The sequence below is a fragment of the Streptomyces sp. XM4193 genome (assembly GCF_023072595.1).
Taxonomy (GTDB): Bacteria; Actinomycetota; Actinomycetes; order Streptomycetales; family Streptomycetaceae; genus Streptomyces.
This window is the reverse complement of sequence record NZ_JALLGK010000002.1, coordinates 708,711-723,954: the sequence shown is the minus strand read 5'-3', so window position 1 is coordinate 723,954 and position 15,244 is coordinate 708,711. Positions and strand designations below refer to the sequence as shown.

The 15,244-nt window shown below is 73.1% G+C and carries 16 protein-coding genes and 2 pseudogenes; 5 read left to right on the top strand and 13 right to left on the bottom strand.

Annotated features, from left to right (window positions below; genetic code table 11):
• Positions 1 to 62: 62 nt before the first annotated feature.
• From MTQ01_RS10385 to hisI, 5 genes and pseudogenes are all read right to left on the bottom strand, one after another.
• On the bottom strand, positions 63 to 443 hold the full coding sequence (locus MTQ01_RS10385; protein ID WP_247488847.1) for a DUF2752 domain-containing protein: 381 nt from the start codon (positions 441 to 443) through the stop codon (positions 63 to 65).
• Between the two features lie 101 nt (positions 444 to 544).
• Complete coding sequence (locus MTQ01_RS10380; protein WP_247488845.1) at positions 545 to 787, bottom strand: HGxxPAAW family protein; 243 nt, start codon at positions 785 to 787, stop codon at positions 545 to 547.
• Positions 788 to 1,037: 250 nt separating this feature from the next.
• Positions 1,038 to 1,655, bottom strand: a pseudogene (locus MTQ01_RS10375) (TIGR02234 family membrane protein); the annotation flags it as partial.
• Positions 1,652 to 3,181, bottom strand: a complete 1,530-nt coding sequence (locus MTQ01_RS10370) for an anthranilate synthase component I (RefSeq protein ID WP_247488843.1) — start codon at positions 3,179 to 3,181, stop codon at positions 1,652 to 1,654. The pseudogene MTQ01_RS10375 and the gene MTQ01_RS10370, both read right to left, overlap by 4 nt.
• A 176-nt stretch (positions 3,182 to 3,357) precedes the next feature.
• A pseudogene (gene hisI, locus MTQ01_RS10365) lies at positions 3,358 to 3,759 on the bottom strand (phosphoribosyl-AMP cyclohydrolase); the annotation flags it as partial.
• Between the two features lie 133 nt (positions 3,760 to 3,892).
• Here hisI and MTQ01_RS10360 point away from each other — a divergent pair.
• Together MTQ01_RS10360 and MTQ01_RS10355 are read left to right on the top strand one after the other, a co-directional pair.
• A complete protein-coding gene (locus MTQ01_RS10360) occupies positions 3,893 to 4,525 on the top strand; it encodes a TIGR03085 family metal-binding protein (protein WP_247488841.1) in 633 nt (210 codons plus the stop codon).
• Between the two features lie 275 nt (positions 4,526 to 4,800).
• Positions 4,801 to 5,538, top strand: a complete 738-nt coding sequence (locus tag MTQ01_RS10355; protein WP_247488839.1) for a C39 family peptidase — start codon at positions 4,801 to 4,803, stop codon at positions 5,536 to 5,538.
• A gap of 311 nt (positions 5,539 to 5,849) precedes the next feature.
• Here MTQ01_RS10355 and hisF read toward each other — a convergent pair whose 3' ends face one another.
• From hisF to hisD, 8 genes are read right to left on the bottom strand one after another with little or no spacing between them, the layout of a single operon-like run.
• On the bottom strand, positions 5,850 to 6,629 hold the full coding sequence (gene hisF / locus MTQ01_RS10350; protein ID WP_247488838.1) for an imidazole glycerol phosphate synthase subunit HisF: 780 nt from the start codon (positions 6,627 to 6,629) through the stop codon (positions 5,850 to 5,852).
• A 4-nt stretch (positions 6,630 to 6,633) separates the two neighbouring features.
• Positions 6,634 to 7,029 (bottom strand): RidA family protein, encoded by a 396-nt coding sequence (locus MTQ01_RS10345; RefSeq protein WP_247488835.1) that lies wholly within the window; start codon positions 7,027 to 7,029, stop codon positions 6,634 to 6,636.
• Positions 7,026 to 7,754 (bottom strand): bifunctional 1-(5-phosphoribosyl)-5-((5-phosphoribosylamino)methylideneamino)imidazole-4-carboxamide isomerase/phosphoribosylanthranilate isomerase PriA, encoded by a 729-nt coding sequence (priA, locus tag MTQ01_RS10340; protein ID WP_247488833.1) that lies wholly within the window; start codon positions 7,752 to 7,754, stop codon positions 7,026 to 7,028. Before priA ends, MTQ01_RS10345 begins: the two co-directional genes overlap by 4 nt.
• Positions 7,755 to 8,399: an imidazole glycerol phosphate synthase subunit HisH gene (gene hisH, locus MTQ01_RS10335; RefSeq protein WP_247488831.1), complete on the bottom strand. Its 645-nt coding sequence runs from the start codon at positions 8,397 to 8,399 to the stop codon at positions 7,755 to 7,757.
• A gap of 4 nt (positions 8,400 to 8,403) precedes the next feature.
• Positions 8,404 to 8,559 (bottom strand): hypothetical protein, encoded by a 156-nt coding sequence (locus tag MTQ01_RS10330; protein WP_247488829.1) that lies wholly within the window; start codon positions 8,557 to 8,559, stop codon positions 8,404 to 8,406.
• Positions 8,556 to 9,149, bottom strand: a complete 594-nt coding sequence (gene hisB, locus MTQ01_RS10325) for an imidazoleglycerol-phosphate dehydratase HisB (protein WP_247488827.1) — start codon at positions 9,147 to 9,149, stop codon at positions 8,556 to 8,558. Before hisB ends, MTQ01_RS10330 begins: the two co-directional genes overlap by 4 nt.
• Positions 9,146 to 10,291, bottom strand: a complete 1,146-nt coding sequence (locus MTQ01_RS10320) for a histidinol-phosphate transaminase (RefSeq protein ID WP_247488825.1) — start codon at positions 10,289 to 10,291, stop codon at positions 9,146 to 9,148. Before MTQ01_RS10320 ends, hisB begins: the two co-directional genes overlap by 4 nt.
• Complete coding sequence (hisD, locus tag MTQ01_RS10315) at positions 10,288 to 11,619, bottom strand: histidinol dehydrogenase (RefSeq protein ID WP_247488823.1); 1,332 nt, start codon at positions 11,617 to 11,619, stop codon at positions 10,288 to 10,290. The genes MTQ01_RS10320 and hisD overlap by 4 nt, the downstream gene beginning before the upstream one ends.
• A 151-nt stretch (positions 11,620 to 11,770) precedes the next feature.
• Between hisD and MTQ01_RS10310 the strand changes: the two genes are divergently transcribed.
• The 3 genes from MTQ01_RS10310 to ybaK all read left to right on the top strand — a co-directional run bounded on the left by MTQ01_RS10310 (position 11,771) and on the right by ybaK (position 15,099).
• Complete coding sequence (locus tag MTQ01_RS10310) at positions 11,771 to 13,414, top strand: oxidoreductase (protein WP_247488822.1); 1,644 nt, start codon at positions 11,771 to 11,773, stop codon at positions 13,412 to 13,414.
• 211 nt (positions 13,415 to 13,625) lie between these two features.
• A complete protein-coding gene (locus MTQ01_RS10305) occupies positions 13,626 to 14,363 on the top strand; it encodes an LON peptidase substrate-binding domain-containing protein (protein WP_247488820.1) in 738 nt (245 codons plus the stop codon).
• 235 nt (positions 14,364 to 14,598) lie between these two features.
• A complete protein-coding gene (ybaK, locus tag MTQ01_RS10300; protein WP_247488818.1) occupies positions 14,599 to 15,099 on the top strand; it encodes a Cys-tRNA(Pro) deacylase in 501 nt (166 codons plus the stop codon).
• The last annotated feature ends 145 nt before the right edge of the window (positions 15,100 to 15,244 follow it).

Below are 15,244 nucleotides of genomic sequence, written 5' to 3'. Positions count from 1 at the left end.
GTATCCGCCGATCCTCACGTCCTTCACATCCGCCCACCACCGGTCTCACATGCCGGAAGCGGCTACGGGGACAGGGCGGCGCCGGGCGGCAGATTGCGCAGCACTGTGAAGACCAGGAGTACGGCGCCGGCCGACCACACCAGCGTCAGCGGTACGCGCGGGCGGAACGCGGGGCGCGCGAACCAGGCCGCCCAGCCCCCCGCCGCGGCCAGCAGCACGACCACCACGAAGGCGTTCGCGGCGAACGCGGCCGGCAGATCGCCGTGCACCAGCGCGTGCATACTGCGCAGCCCGCCGCAGCCGGGGCAGAGCAGCCCGGTGTACCGCAGAACCGGGCAGAGCGGGTAGTGGCCCGGCTCATGGGGATCGACCGCGCCGACGTAGCCGAGGGCGAGCAGCGCGCAGCCGAGCACGCCGAGCGCGGGAAGCCGGGAGGTGAGCATTCCACCAGGGTGTGCGGAGCCGGCCGGCCCGCCAAACACCGACGGGCGCGGCGAGCCGCATCGGTGCGGCGCCGCGCCCGGTCGGCGCAGGAGCGGGTGGTTCAGCCCTTGGCGACGGCCGCCTCCCGGGCGGCGATCCGCTCCGGGGTGTCCTTCGGCTGGCCCAGGCCCATCGAACGCATGATCATGCCGACGACCCCGCCGAGGAGTACGACGGCGCAGCCGGCGATCACGCCGAGCGGCTCGGCCATCACCATGAAGACGCTGCCGACGCAGAACCCGATCATGGCGATGGTCACGCCGGTCCAGGCTGCGGGGGTGTGACCGTGGCTGGTGTCGGCCATGAAAGTGCTCCTCGTAGATCCGTCTTCGGGCCGCGGTGCGGCGGGATGCTTCGCGTCCATTGTGTCAGGAGCGCGATCCCGCTCCGCCATGGGCTTGGTCACCCTCGTCCCCGCCCCCGTCCGAACCGCCGCGCTCGTGCGCGCCGTCCGGGTCCGGTGCGGTGTCCGCGTCCTGCTGCCGCCCGGGCCCGGGGTCGGCGACCGGCCGATCCCCGGCAGTGCTCCCGGGCCGCTCCCGGCCCGTGTGCTCGGTCGGGTCCTCGCCGCGATCCAGCGCCTGCCACAGGTCCTCCGGCCGCTCCTGCGCCTGCGGCCGGGGCCGTCGCGTCGCACCGGCGCGACGGGTGGAGCCGGAACGCTCGTACCGGCCGCCCATGGCGGGCCAGTACCGGCCGAAGCGCAGTGCCAGCAGACCGGCGAGGAGCAGCAGCACACCGCCCACCACCGCCGCGTACGGCCAGCCGCTGTGGCTGATCCGGTCGACGGCGGCGTCGGCCAGGCCGGTGGCCTCGGCGGCCTGCTCCTCCAGCGCACCGGTGTCGGCCGTGGCCAGCAGGGCGGAGACGACGACGCCCAGCCCGCACAGTGCGAGCAGCGCGGCGACGGCGGTACGACCCTTGCGGCGCACGGCGAACACCGCGACCAGGGCGGCGAGTCCGACCAGGGCGAGCGCACTCGGCAGCCCGGTCACCTCGCTGCCGGTCACCTGGATGTCGGTGCGCGCCCGGCCGATCGCCGCACTGCCCTCGGCCCAGGTCTGGCCTGCGGCGACGAGGATGAGGGTGGCGCCCAGCGCGCCGCCCGGCAGGGCGGCTCCCAGGGCGCGGCGGGACGCGCTGCTGCGGGGGGTGGAGGGCGTGGCGGTCACCGCTCCACGCTACCGCCGAGGAGTTCGGCCGTCCTCACCGCCCTCAGGACCGCCGCCGCCTTGTTGCGACATTCGGTGTCCTCGGCGGCCGGGTCGGAGTCGGCGACGACGCCCGCGCCCGCCTGGACGTAGGCCGTGCCGTCGCGCAGCACCGCGGTGCGGATAGCGATCGCGGTGTCCGCGTCGCCGGCGAAGTCCAGATAGCCGACGCAGCCGCCGTAGAGGCCGCGCTTGGTCGGCTCCAGCTCCTCGATGATGCGCAGGGCCCTCGGCTTGGGGGCGCCGGAGAGCGTGCCGGCCGGGAAGCAGGCGGTGAGCGCGTCGAACGCCGTGCGGTCGGCGGCGAGTTGACCGGTGACGGTGGAGACGATGTGCATCACGTGGCTGTAGCGCTCGACCGTCATGAAGTCGACGACCTCCACACTGCCCGGTCGGCACACCCGCCCGAGGTCGTTGCGCCCGAGGTCGACGAGCATCAGGTGCTCGGCCCGCTCCTTGGGGTCGGCGAGCAGCTCCTCGCCCAGCTCCGCGTCCTGCTTCGGGCTGTCGCCGCGCGGCCTGGTGCCGGCGATGGGGTGCATCATCGCCTGGCCGTCGGCGACCTTGACCAGCGCCTCCGGCGAGGAGCCCACGACGTCGAAGCCGTCCGCCGACGGATCGCTCTCGTCCTGGCCGCCGAAGCGCAGCAGATACATGTACGGGCTGGGGTTGCTGGTGCGCAGCACCCGGTAGATGTCCAGCGCGGAGGCCGAACAGGGCGCCTCGAAGCGCTGGGAGGGCACGACCTGGAAGGCTTCGCCCGCCCGGATCCGCTCCTTGATGTCCGAGACCGCCTCGCGGTACCGGTCGCCGCCCCAGCGCTCGCGGTAGTCGGGCACCTCGGATGCCGGCAGCGGGGTGGCGCTGACGTCGGCGGGCCGGGAGAGGTCGGCGGCCATGGAGTCGAGGCGGTCCAGCGCGTCCTCGTACGCCTCGTCGACGCCGGTGTCGAGGTCGTTGTGGTTGATGGCGTTGGCGATCAGCAGCACGGTGCCGTCGCGGTGGTCGAGCACCGCGACGTCCGTGGCGAGGAGCATGGTCAGCTCGGGCAGCCGCAGATCGTCGGTGGTGCTGTCGCCGATGCGCTCCAGCCGGCGCACGACGTCGTAGCCGAGGTAGCCGACCATGCCGCCGGTGAACGGGGGCAGTTCGGGGTCGCGCGGGGTGTGCAGCGCCTCCACCGTGGCGCGCAGCGCCGCCAGCGGGTCCCCGTCGGTGGGTACGCCCACGGGCGGGGTGCCGAGCCAGTGCGCCTGGCCGTCGCGCACGGTCAGGGTGGCGGCGCTGCGCACCCCGACGAAGGAGTAGCGCGACCAGGTGCGGCCGTTCTCGGCCGACTCCAGCAGGAAGGTGCCGGGCCGCTCGGCGGCGAGCTTGCGGTAGAGCGCGACGGGGGTGTCGCCGTCCGCGAGCAGACTCCGGGTGACGGGGATCACCCGCCGGTCCTTCGCGAGCGTGCGGAAGGTCGCCAGATCGGGTGTGGTCACGCGCGCTCCTCGGTGGCGTCGACGCCTTCGGCACGGTGCCGTGCGGCGTCCTCGGTGGGCTGTCCGGCACCGCTTCCGGTGCCGGCTCCTGCGGTGTCCCCCGTGGTGCGTGCTCCGGCGGCTCCCGCCCCGCCCGCGCCGGTGTCTGCGGTGTCTGCGGTGTCGGCGGGGGCCGAGACCGGGAGCGGGTCGGCGTCGAAGCAGGTGCGGTCGCCGGTGTGGCAGGCTGCGCCGATCTGGTCGACGCGCACCAGCAGCGTGTCCCCGTCGCAGTCCAGCGCGACCGACTTGACGTGCTGGAAGTGGCCCGAGGTGTCGCCCTTGACCCAGTACTCGCCCCTGCTGCGGCTCCAGTAGGTGCAGCGGCCGGTGGTCAGGGTGCGGTGCAGCGCCTCGTCGTCCATCCAGCCGAGCATCAGCACCTCGCCGGTGTCGTACTGCTGGGCCACGGCGGGCAGCAGACCGTCCGCGTTCCGCTTGAGCCGCGCGGCGAGGGCGGGGTCCAGCGGGCTCCCGGCGCCGGAAGTGCCCCCGGTGTCGGGCGGCGGGGGCTGCTGGGGTGACGGGGTGGATGGCATGGCTGCATTCTGCCGCGATCGCGCGGGCTGACGAAAGCTGGTTCCCGGATGTGTCCGGCGGGTGGACAGCCGGCCGACGGCGTCGGCCGCGCGGCGCGTCGCACCGCGCTCCACACGCCCTTAGGGTGGCGTTATGTCTACACATGCCAAGCGTGAACGCCTGCTGCTGGCCGACCTGTTGGAGAGCGCGGGCCCCGAGTCGCCGACGCTGTGCGAGGGTTGGACGACCCGTGATCTGGCCGTCCACGTACTGGTGCGCGAGCGCCGGGCGGACGCCGCGGCCGGCGCCTTCCTGAAGCCGCTCCAGTCGCGACTGGAGCGGGTGAGCGGGGAGTTCGCCGCGAAGCCGTACGAGGAGCTGGTCCGACTGGTGCGCACCGGCCCGCCCAAGGCGTCGCCGTTCGCCCTCAAGCAGGTCGACGAGGCGGCCAACACCGTGGAGTTCTACGTCCACGCCGAGGATGTGCGCCGCGCCCAGCCGGGTTGGACCCCGCGCGAGTTGGACCCGGTCTTCGCCGATGTGCTGTGGCGCCGACTGGAGTCCGGCGCCCGGATGTTCGGCCGAAAGTCGCCGGTCGGCCTGGTGCTGCGGCGGCCGAACGGGCAGACCGCCGTGGCCCACAAGGGCGCTCCGGTGGTCACCGTCACCGGTGAGCCCTCGGAGCTGCTGATGTTCGTGTGGGGTCGCCAGTCCGTCGCCGATGTGGCGCTGGAGGGCGAGGAGAACGCGGTGGCCAAGGTCCGGGTGGCCAAGCTCGGCTTCTGACCCCGCACGGACGGCCCGGCCGGTACAGCCGGCGGGAGGCGGTACGCGTCGCACAGCGCAGTCGGAGGGCTTTCCGCCGCGGGCGGGAAGCCCTCCGACGCATGTCCGGGCCAATGGCCGCGCCAGCGGCCGCAACGGCGCGCCACCGGGGCAGACAAGGCTGTTCGCAAATAGCTGCCGAACCTCGCGCCGCCCCTCCCCAGAGCGTTTTCACTGTGGCATGCTCATGCCGGTTCAATGCCCATCGCGCATCCCCCACAGTGAAGGAACCGCTCATGCGACGAAGAGCCTTCGCAAGCGCCCTGGCACTCACCGCCACCGGCGCCCTGCTCTCCACCGGCACCGCCCGCGCCGCCTCCGGGAAGAACGGGCCCGGCCAGCCGCCGGCGCCGATCCCCCCGAGTCCCGCCCACCCCAACGGTGTTCAGGTCGAGACCGAGGTCGTCTCCGGACACCGCAGCGAGTTCCCGGTGCTGCGCACCAAGAAGGTGCACACCCAGAACGAGCGGGTGCTCCAGGTCGACTACCAGGTCCAGGAGACCGGCTACTGGTGCGGCCCCGCGGCCACGCGCTGCGCGCTCTCCGCCCGGGTCGCCGTCCCCAACCAGGCGACCTTCGCGGCCGAACTCGGCACCCACCAGGGCGGCACCGACCACATCGGCCAGATCACCAGGGTCCTCAACAACCGTGTCGACTCCGGGACCTACTTCACCCGCGAGATGCCCAACGACCCGCCGACCCAGGCGCAGATCGACCTGCTCTGGTCGGACGTCATCGCCGACATGGACAGCAACCACCCGATCGTGGCCAACATCGTCGCGCCGCCCGGCAACCAGCCTCCGGGCTACCCGCCGGGCCAGACGATCTACCACTACTTCACGGTCATCGGCTACGACACCCTCCACAACACGGTGCTGATCGCCGACTCCGCGTCCTTCAACGGCTGGCAGATCTACTGGCTGAACTTCAGCCAGCTCGCCAGCCTCATCCCGCCGAAGGGCTACTCGGCCTGAGCGGGCCGATCACGAGGTGCCCCGGACCGGGCGTACGCGCTCCCCGGGGCACCGTCCCTCGCCGTCCGCGCCGACACCGGCGCCGCGCACGCCCGTCGACGGGCAGCGGGCAGCAGGCCGCAGGCCGCAGGCCGCAGGCCGCAGGCCGCAGGCCGCAGGCCGCAGGCCGCAGGCCGCAGGCCGCAGGCCGCAGGCCGCAGGCCGCAGGCCGCAGACGGTCGGCCGCGGCACGCACATGCCTCGGCCCCGGCGCACATCCGCACGGGGACACAGCCCGAAGGTGTACGGCACGGGGCCGCCCGGCGAGGGAATCAGCGCACCGGATGACCGGCCGTGCGCAGGGTCTCCTTCACTTCGCCGATCCGCAGATCGCCGAAGTGGAAGACCGATGCCGCCAGCACCGCGTCGGCGCCCGCCTCCACCGCGGGCGGGAAGTCGGACGGGCTGCCCGCGCCGCCCGAGGCGATGACCGGCACACCGACCCGGGCACGCACCGCGGCGATCATCGCCGTGTCGTACCCGGCCCTGGTGCCGTCGGCGTCCATCGAGTTGAGCAGGATCTCGCCGGCGCCCAACTCCCCCGCCCGCTCGGCCCATTGGACCGCGTCGATCCCGGTGCCCCGCCGGCCGCCGTGTGTGGTCACCTCGAAGCCCGAGGGCGTCGGCGGGTGCTCGGAGTCCTCCCGGCAGCGGCGCGCGTCCACCGAGAGCACCAGCACCTGTCGGCCGAAGCGCTCGGCGATCTCCCGGATCAGCTCGGGCCGGGCGATGGCCGCGGTGTTCACACCGACCTTGTCGGCGCCCGCCCGCAGCAGCCGGTCGACGTCCTCGGGGGTGCGTACGCCGCCGCCCACCGTGAGCGGGATGAAGACCTGCTCGGCGGTGCGGCGCACCATCTCGTAGGTGGTCTCCCGGTCCCCGGAGGAGGCGGTGATGTCGAGGAAGGTCAGCTCGTCGGCGCCCTCGGCGTCGTAGACCCCGGCCATCTCGACCGGGTCCCCGGCGTCGCGCAGGTTCTGGAAGTTGACGCCCTTGACGACCCGGCCGCCGTCCACGTCCAGGCAGGGAATGACTCGTACGGCCAGCGTCACGGACCTATGCTCCTTGCGATCCTCGGAATGCTTCGACTTCGATCTCGACCAGGATGCGGGAGTCCACGAAGCCGGAGACCACGACCAGCGTGCACACCGGCCGCGCCGCGTCGAACAGCTCCTTGTGGGCCCTGCTGACCGCGTCCACGTCACGGCTGTGGGTGATGTACAGCCGGGTGCGCACGACCGCGTCGGCACCGAGGCCGAAACGGTCGAGCGCCGCCAGGGCGTTCTCGCCCGCGGCTCTCGCCTGCAGGTACGGGTCGCCCTCGCCGAGCAGCACCCCGCCCCGGAAGGGCGTCGTGCCGCCGACCAGCACCCGGTCCCCCGCGGCCACCGCGCGCGCGAACCCGATCGACTCTTCCCACGGACTGTCGGACTGCACGCGCTCGATGGTCATGCCGAAACCGCCTCCAGTGCCTCTTCGAGGGTGAACGCCTTCGCGTAAAGCGCCTTGCCCACGATCGCACCCTCCACGCCCTGCGGCACCAGGGACGCGATGGTCCGCAGGTCCTCCAGGGAGGAGACGCCGCCCGAGGCGACAACGGGGCGGTCGGTGGCGGCGCAGACTCCGGCCAGCAGCTCCAGGTTCGGGCCCTGGAGGGTGCCGTCCTTGTTGATGTCGGTGACCACGTACCGGGCGCAGCCCTCGGCGTTCAACCGCTCCAGCGTCTCGTACAGATCGCCGCCGTCACGGGTCCAGCCGCGTCCGCGCAGCGTGGTGCCGCGCACGTCCAGGCCGACCGCGATCCGGTCGCCGTGCTCGGCGATGACCTTGGCGACCCACTCGGGGCTCTCCAGCGCGGCCGTGCCGAGGTTGACGCGGGTGCAGCCGGTGGCGAGGGCCGCGGCCAGTGTGTCGTCGTCCCGGATGCCGCCGGACAGCTCGACCCTGATGTCCATGGAGCGGGTGACCTCGGCGATCTGCTCGCGGTTGTCACCGGTGCCGAAGGCCGCGTCGAGGTCGACCAGGTGCAGCCACTGGGCCCCGGCGCTCTGCCAGGCGAGCGCGGCCTGGAGCGGGTCGCCGTAGGAGGTCTCCGATCCGGACTCTCCGTGGACCAGGCGTACGGCCTGGCCGTCCCGTACGTCGACGGCGGGCAGAAGCTCAAGTGCGGCGCTCATCTAAAGACTCTCGATCCAGTTGGTCAGCAGCTGTGCTCCGGCGTCGCCGGACTTCTCGGGGTGGAACTGGGTGGCCCACAGCGGACCGTTCTCCACGGCGGCGACGAAGTCCTCGCCGTGCGTGGACCAGGTGACCAGGGGCGCGCGGATGGAGGCGCTGAGGGCCTCCATCTCCCACTCGTGCGCCGCGTAGGAGTGGACGAAGTAGTAGCGGGCGTCGCCGGGCAGCGAGGCGAAGAGCGCGCTGCCCTCCGGAGCCCGGACGGTGTTCCAGCCCATGTGCGGTACGACGTCGGCCTTCAGCGGGCCGACCGTGCCGGGCCACTCGTCCAGGCCCTCGGCCTCCACTCCGTGCTCGACGCCGCGCGAGAAGAGGATCTGCATACCGACGCAGATGCCCATGACCGGGCGACCGCCGGAGAGCCGGCGGCCGATGACCCAGTCCCCGCGCGCCTGCTTCAGCCCGGCCATGCAGGCACCGAAGGCGCCGACGCCGGGCACCAGCAGGCCGTCGGCGTTCATCGCCCGGTCGTAGTCGCCGGTGATCTCCACCTCGGCGCCGGCCCTGGCCAGCGCCCGCTCGGCGGAGCGCACGTTCCCGAAGCCGTAGTCGAAGACGACGACCCGCTTCCTGGCGGTGTTCATCACGTCACTCCAGTCGCATGATGCCGGCGGCCAACGCCATCGCCGAGCAGAGGCCGAGCAGCACGATCACGCCCTTGGGCATGTCCTGCTTCCAGAAGGAGATGGCCCCGCCCAGCAGGAAGAGGCCCACGAAGATCAGCAGCGTGGAGAGGGTGTTCACAGAGCGCCCTTGGTGGAGGGGATGCCGGTCTGCCGCGGGTCGATCTCGCTGGCGTAGCGCAGTGCCCGCGCGAGCGCCTTGAACTGGCACTCCACGATGTGGTGCGCGTTGCGCCCGTACGGCACGTGGACGTGCAGCGCGACCTGCGCCTGGGCCACGAAGGACTCCAGGATGTGCCGGGTCATCGTGGTGTCGTAGTCGGGGCCGATCATCTGGGCCATTCCCTCGGGCTCGCTGTGCACGAGGTAGGGACGGCCGGAGAGGTCGACGGTGACGTTGGCCAGCGACTCGTCCAGCGGCACCGAGGAGTTGGCGAAGCGCACGATGCCGCGCTTGTCCCCGAGCGCCTGCCGGAACGCGGCGCCCAGCGCGAGCGAGGTGTCCTCGATCGTGTGGTGGCTGTCGATGTGCAGATCGCCCTCGGTCTTGACCGTGAGGTCGAAGAGGCCGTGCCGACCGAGCTGGTCGAGCATGTGGTCGAAGAAGCCGACTCCGGTGGTGACGTCGACCTTGCCCGTGCCGTCGAGCGCCAGCTCCACGACGACGGAGGTTTCCTTGGTGGTGCGTTCCACCCGGCCTGCGCGGGTCATCGGTTGTTCTCCTTCGTCACTGCGCGTACCGCGTCCAGGAACGCGTCGTTCTCCGCCGGCGTGCCCGCGGTCACCCGCAGCCGGCCGGGTACGCCGTTGTCCCGGACCAGCACGCCTCTGTCCAGCAGGGCCTGCCACATCTCGTGCGCCGTCAGCGGGAGCGTGCTCGTGGCGGCGGGGCCCTCGAAGCGGCCGAACTGGACGAAGTTCGCGTCCGAGTCGGTGACTTCGAGGCCGGCGGCGCGCAGTTCCGCGACGATGCGGTCACGCTCGGCCCGGAGCTGCTCGACGTACCCCAGCAGCGTATCGGTGTGCTCCAGCGCGGCGAGCGCGGTGGCCTGGGTGACGGCCGAGAGGTGGTACGGCAGCCGCACCAGCTGCACGGCGTCCACGACCGCCGGATCGGCGGCGAGATAGCCCAGCCGCAGCCCGGCCGCGCCGAACGCCTTGGACATGGTGCGCGAGAGCACCATGTTCGGCCGGCCCTCGATCAGCGGCAGCAGCGAGGGATGGTGGCTGAACTCGCCGTACGCCTCGTCCACCACCACCAGCGCACCGCTGTCCGGGCGCGCGGCCTGCGCGGCGTCGTGGAGCGCGACCACCGTCCGCGCGGCGACGGCGGTGCCGGTGGGGTTGTTCGGCGAGCAGACGAAGACCACGTGCGGACGCTGCTCGGCGATGACCGCCGCGGCCGCGTCGACATCGATGGTGAAGTCCTCGCGGCGCGGACCGGAGAGCCAGCCGGTGCCGGTGCCGCGGGCGATCAACGCGTGCATGGAGTACGACGGTTCGAAGCCGAGCGCCGTGCGGCCCGGTCCGCCGAAGGCCTGGAGCAGCTGCTGGAGGATCTCGTTGGAACCGTTGGCGGCCCAGACGCCGTCGGGGCCGACCCGGTGCCCGGCGGTGCGGGTCAGGTACGCGGCGAGCCCGGCGCGCAGCTCGGTCGCGTCGCGGTCCGGGTACCGGTTGAGCTCACGCGCGGCCTCGGTGACGCGCTCGGCGATCCGGGCCACCAGCGGCTCGGGCAGCGGGTACGGGTTCTCGTTGGTGTTCAGCCGCACGGGGACGTCCAACTGCGGTGCGCCGTACGGCGACTTGCCGCGCAGCTCGTCCCGGACGGGCAGCTCCTCGATGCGTGTCATCGCCCCGGGACCTCTCCGCCGAAGCGGACCTTCAGCGCGTCGCCGTGCGCCGGCAGGTCCTCGGCCTCCGCGAGGGTGACGACATGGCCGGCGACCTCGGCGAGCGCGTCCCGGTCGTAGTCGACGACGTGGATGCCGCGCAGGAAAGACTGCACGGACAGGCCCGAGGAGTGGCAGGCGCAACCGCCCGTCGGCAGCACGTGGTTGGACCCGGCGCAGTAGTCGCCGAGCGAGACCGGGGCGTAGGCGCCGACGAAGACCGCGCCGGCGTTCCGCACCCGGGCGGCGACCTCGGCGGCGCGCTCGGTCTGGATCTCCAGGTGCTCCGCGGCGTACGCGTCCACCACCGCGAGGCCGTGGTCCAGGTCGTCGACGAGCACGACGCCGGACTGGCGGCCGGTCAGCGACTCGACCACCCGCTCGCGGTGCCGGGTCGCGGCGACCTGCCGCGTCAGCTCGGCGTCGACCGCCTCGGCCAGCGCCGTGGAGGGGGTGACCAGCACGGCGGCGGCCAGCACGTCGTGCTCGGCCTGGCTGATCAGATCGGCGGCGACGTGCGCGGGCTCGGCGGTGTCGTCGGCCAGGATCGCGATCTCGGTGGGGCCGGCCTCGGCGTCGATGCCGATACGGCCCTTGAGCAGCCGCTTGGCCGCGGCGACGTAGATGTTGCCCGGACCGGTCACCAGACTGGCCGGCGCGCACTCGCTCGTCCCGTAGGCGAACATGGCGATCGCCTGGGCTCCGCCCGCGGCGTGCACCTCGTCCACTCCGAGCAGCGCGCAGGCGGCCAGGATCGTGGGGTGCGGCAGCCCGCCGAAGGCGGCCTGCGGCGGGGAGCTGACGGCCAGCGACCGAACCCCCGCCTCCTGCGCGGGCACGACGTTCATGACGACCGAGGACGGATACACGGCGTTACCACCGGGGACGTACAGACCGACCCGCTCGACCGGCACCCAGCGCTCGGTCACGGTGCCTCCGGGCACCACCGCGACGGTGGTGTCCTGGCGCCGCTGCTCGCGGTGGACGATCCGCGCGCGGCGGATCGACTCCTCCAGCGCGGCCCGCACCGCGGGGTCGAGCTCGGCGAGTGCCTTCTCGATCTCCGCTGCCGGTACCCTGACCTCGGTCAACTCCACGCCGTCGAAGCGGCGTGCGCAGTCGATGAGGGCCCGGGTGCCGCGATGGTGCACGTCCTCGCAGATCGGCCGCACCTTCTCCAGGGCGGCCTCCACGTCGAGTTCGGCGCGGGGAAGCAGATCGCGGTCGACACCGTCCGCAGAGGCGGCGCCGCGAAGATCGATTCGGTCCAGCGAGATTGCTTGCAGCACGTCACCCAGTGTCGCAGACGTGCGAAGGGGGAAAGCTCGTCGTATCAGAGCGTGATACAGGTGTCGGGACGAGGCCGCTGACCGTCGGCGTCGAGCCCGTCACGCGGTGGGTTCGTGGGAGCAGGGGGATGTCGAGAGTGGGGGACCTGGAGTGAGCGAGCCGCTGGACGACGGCGAGCCGCCGGCAGCGCTGCGGTTGACCCCCACGGAATGGGCGATGTGGCAGGCGTTCCGCAACGGCAGCAGCTACGACCTGCGCACCGGCGATCTCGTCGAGGACGATCCGAACGGCGTCCGGCCCTGGAGCGAGCGCCGCACCGTGCGCGCCCGGATCATCGCGCTGCTGCTGCTCCACGGCCCGCCGCCGCTGCTGGGCAGGGTCGCCGCACTGCATCTGGCGGGCGCCCAGATCATCGGGCGGCTCGATCTGTCCGGCGGTTCGGTCCAGCCCTTCTTCGAGCTGCGGCACTGCCGTTTCGAGGAGGAGGTGCTGCTCGCCGAGTGCCGGCTGAGCACCGGCCGGTTCGTCGGCTGCCGCATCCCGCGGCTGGAGGCGGCCCGGGTGAGCACCGACGGTGATCTGCATCTGCCGCGCTGCACCGTCCCCGGCGGCATCCGGCTCACCGACGCGAGCATCGGCACCGACCTGATGATGAACGAGGTCACCGTCTCCGGCGGCCGACGCGGACGCGCGGTGGCCGCCGACGGGTTGACGGTCGGTCAGGACCTCCAGGCCAGCCTGCTGCTGGCCAGCGGTGAGGTGTCGATGCGCGGGGCGCGGGTGGGCGGCTCGCTCTTCATGTACGGCAGCGAGCTGAGCAACCGACGCGGCCCGTACGCCCTGCACGCCCCGCAGTTGCAGGTGGAGCGGTTCGCGCACTTCGCCGCGTTCGGACCCTCCGGAGCGCGCCACATGCTGAGCATGACGCCCCCGACCGGCACCCGCTTCCCGCAGCCGGGCCGCACCACCCCGCCGCCGCCCGTCGAGCCGCCCGACCCACTGGACCCACCGCTCCAGCACTTCCACTGCATGGGCGGGATGAAGCTGGACGACGGCCGGTTCGGCGACTCCCTGGTGCTGGACCGCGCCCGGGTGGTGCTGGAGCGCGGGCAGGAGCTGTCGTTGCGGCGGGTGCAGACGCCGGAGCTGTGCTTCACCCCGGAGCGGATCAGCCGCGGCCGGGTGGTGCTCTCCGGCGCCACCGTCGGCAACCTCGTGGACCGCGCGTCGAGTTGGCCGGTCAACGAGGGCCTGTGGATGGCCGGCTTCAGCTACGAGCATCTGATCCCGCTCGGCCCGTTCCCGCTGGAGGAACGGCTGCGGTGGGTGGCGACGGCGACCCCCGAGTACTCCGCGGAGCCCTACGAGCAGTTGGCCACCGTGCTGCGCAACAGCGGCGAGGACGCCGAGGCGCGGCGCGTGCTGTTGGCCAAGCAGCGGCGGCGGCGCGAGACCCTGCCGCTGGCCGGGAAGCTGTGGGGCTACCTCCAGGACTGGACGGTCGCCTACGGGTACAAACCCGGCCTGGCGGCCGTGTGGATGGCGGTGCTCTGGGCCTCCGGCACGCTCTATTTCGGCGCCAACAAGCCCGAGCCGCGCGGCGACGAGGGCCCGCACTGGGACGCGGCGCTCTACGCCTTCGACCTGCTGCTGCCCGTCATCGACCTCGGCCACGACTCGGCCTGGCGACCCGAGGGGCACTACCAGTGGGTCGCCGCCGGGCTGATCCTGGCCGGCTGGGTGCTGGCCACCACGGTCGCCGCCGGCACCACGCGCCTGCTGCGCAGGCAGTGAGCCGCGCCCGTACGCGCCGCGGTCGGTCCGTGCGCCCGGCGGGAGGCGGCGTGCGACAGGCGAGGGGCGGTGTGCGTCCAGCGGGAGGCGGTGCGCGTTCGGCGGGAGGCGGCGCGCGTCAGGCGCGCCCGGCGGGAGGCGGCGCCCCACCGCGGCGGTGGCGGGCCGGTGGACGCACCGCGGCGCACCACTGCCGTTAAGCTGCCCGACTGTGACGACGCACCTGCCGCTGTTTCCGCTGAACACCGTGCTCTTCCCCGGTCTTGTGATGCCGCTGAGCATCTTCGAGCCGCGGTACCGGGCGCTGGTGCGGGCGCTGCTGGAGACCTCCGAGGACGAGCCGCGGCAGTTCGGCGTCATCGGCATCCGGGAGGGGCACGAGGTCGCGCCCACCGGGTCCGGACTGCCGGACGAGGAGGACCGGCCGGCCGGTCCCGCCGACGGCTTCGGCGCCGACCCCGCCGACTCGTTCTTCTCCGTGGGCTGCGTCGCGGACGCCTCGAACATCCGGGAGCGGGAGGACGGTTCGGGGTACGAGCTGCTGGCGACCGGCACCACCCGGTTCACCCTGCGCTCGGTGGACGCGGGCGGGGAGTACCTGGTCGGTGAGGTCGAGGAGTTGCCCGAGGAGGACGGCGACGGCGCCGCGGCGCTCTCGCAGGGCGTGCTGCGTGCTTTCCGCACGTACCAGAAGCGGCTCGCGGGCGCCCACGAGCGCAGCCTCTCCGGCGAGCAGGAGCTGCCGGAGGACCCGTCGGTGATCTCCTACCTCGTCGCCGCCGCCTCCGTGCTGGACACCCCGACCAAGCAGCGGCTGCTCCAGGCGCCCGACACCGCGACCCGGCTGGCGGACGAACTGCGGCTGCTGCGCCGCGAGTCGGCGCTGCTCGGCAAGCTGCCCTCGCTCCCGGCCACCGACCTCACCCAGCAGCCGACCTCCCCCAACTGACGCCCTGCCGAGGGGAGTTCGGCACGCGGTGCGTCGGACCGGGTCGGCCGGGTCGGGCGCGTACGCGCGGTGCCTGCGGGTGGGCGCGAGGCGTACGCCGCTCCCCCGGCGCCGGCAACTCCCGGGCGGGGAGCCGGGATTACCGTGGGGTGCCCGTCACCGCGCCGTGCACCCGCCGTGCAGGCGTGCCACATCTCCGTCCGTTTCCACCGCGCACGCCCCGGGAGGGCACCGCATGGCCCGCAAGAAGACCGCAGCAGGCACTCCGGCGACCGTCGCCCTCACCCGGGCGGGGGTCGACTTCACCGTGCACGGCTACACCCACGACCCGCGCGCGGAGGACTTCCGTTCCTACGGCGAGGAGGCCGCGCAGGCGCTCGGCCTCGATCCGAGCCGGGTCTTCAAGACCCTGGTGGCCGAGGTCGACGGGAAGCTGACCGTGGCGGTGGTACCGGTCTCCGGTTCGCTGGACCTCAAGGCTCTCGCCGCCGCGGCGGGCGGCAAGCGCGCCCAGCTGGCCGAGCCGGCCGCGGCCGAGCGCGCCACCGGCTATGTGCTCGGCGGCATCTCACCGCTCGGCCAGCGCAAACGGCTGCCCGCGGTGGTGGACTCCTCCGCGCTGGACCATCCCACGATGTGCGTCTCGGCCGGACGCCGCGGGCTGGAGATCGAGCTGGCGCCCGCCGACCTGGTCGGCCTCACCGGGGCGCGCACGGCCGCCATCGGCCGCGACTGATCCGCCCAGGGACACCGGGGACACCAGGGACACCTGGGACACCTGGGAGCGCCGACGAGCGGCCGACGAGTGCCACGCGCGCCGACGCGCTCAGCCTCGCGGGACGTTCCTCGCGTTCCGGTCGGGAACGGCCGCGCCCTGCCGG

Coding starts and splice junctions, on each gene's coding strand:
- MTQ01_RS10320 (WP_247488825.1), bottom strand. CDS start 10,291: ATGACACGCATCGAGGAGCTGCCCGTCCGGGACGAGCTGCGCGGCAAG.
- MTQ01_RS10360 (WP_247488841.1), top strand. CDS start 3,893: ATGTCTACACATGCCAAGCGTGAACGCCTGCTGCTGGCCGACCTGTTG.
- MTQ01_RS10380 (WP_247488845.1), bottom strand. CDS start 787: ATGGCCGACACCAGCCACGGTCACACCCCCGCAGCCTGGACCGGCGTG.
- hisB (WP_247488827.1), bottom strand. CDS start 9,149: ATGACCCGCGCAGGCCGGGTGGAACGCACCACCAAGGAAACCTCCGTC.
- hisH (WP_247488831.1), bottom strand. CDS start 8,399: ATGAACACCGCCAGGAAGCGGGTCGTCGTCTTCGACTACGGCTTCGGG.
- ybaK (WP_247488818.1), top strand. CDS start 14,599: ATGGCCCGCAAGAAGACCGCAGCAGGCACTCCGGCGACCGTCGCCCTC.
- MTQ01_RS10345 (WP_247488835.1), bottom strand. CDS start 7,029: ATGACCATCGAGCGCGTGCAGTCCGACAGTCCGTGGGAAGAGTCGATC.
- priA (WP_247488833.1), bottom strand. CDS start 7,754: ATGAGCGCCGCACTTGAGCTTCTGCCCGCCGTCGACGTACGGGACGGC.
- MTQ01_RS10385 (WP_247488847.1), bottom strand. CDS start 443: ATGCTCACCTCCCGGCTTCCCGCGCTCGGCGTGCTCGGCTGCGCGCTG.
- MTQ01_RS10355 (WP_247488839.1), top strand. CDS start 4,801: ATGCGACGAAGAGCCTTCGCAAGCGCCCTGGCACTCACCGCCACCGGC.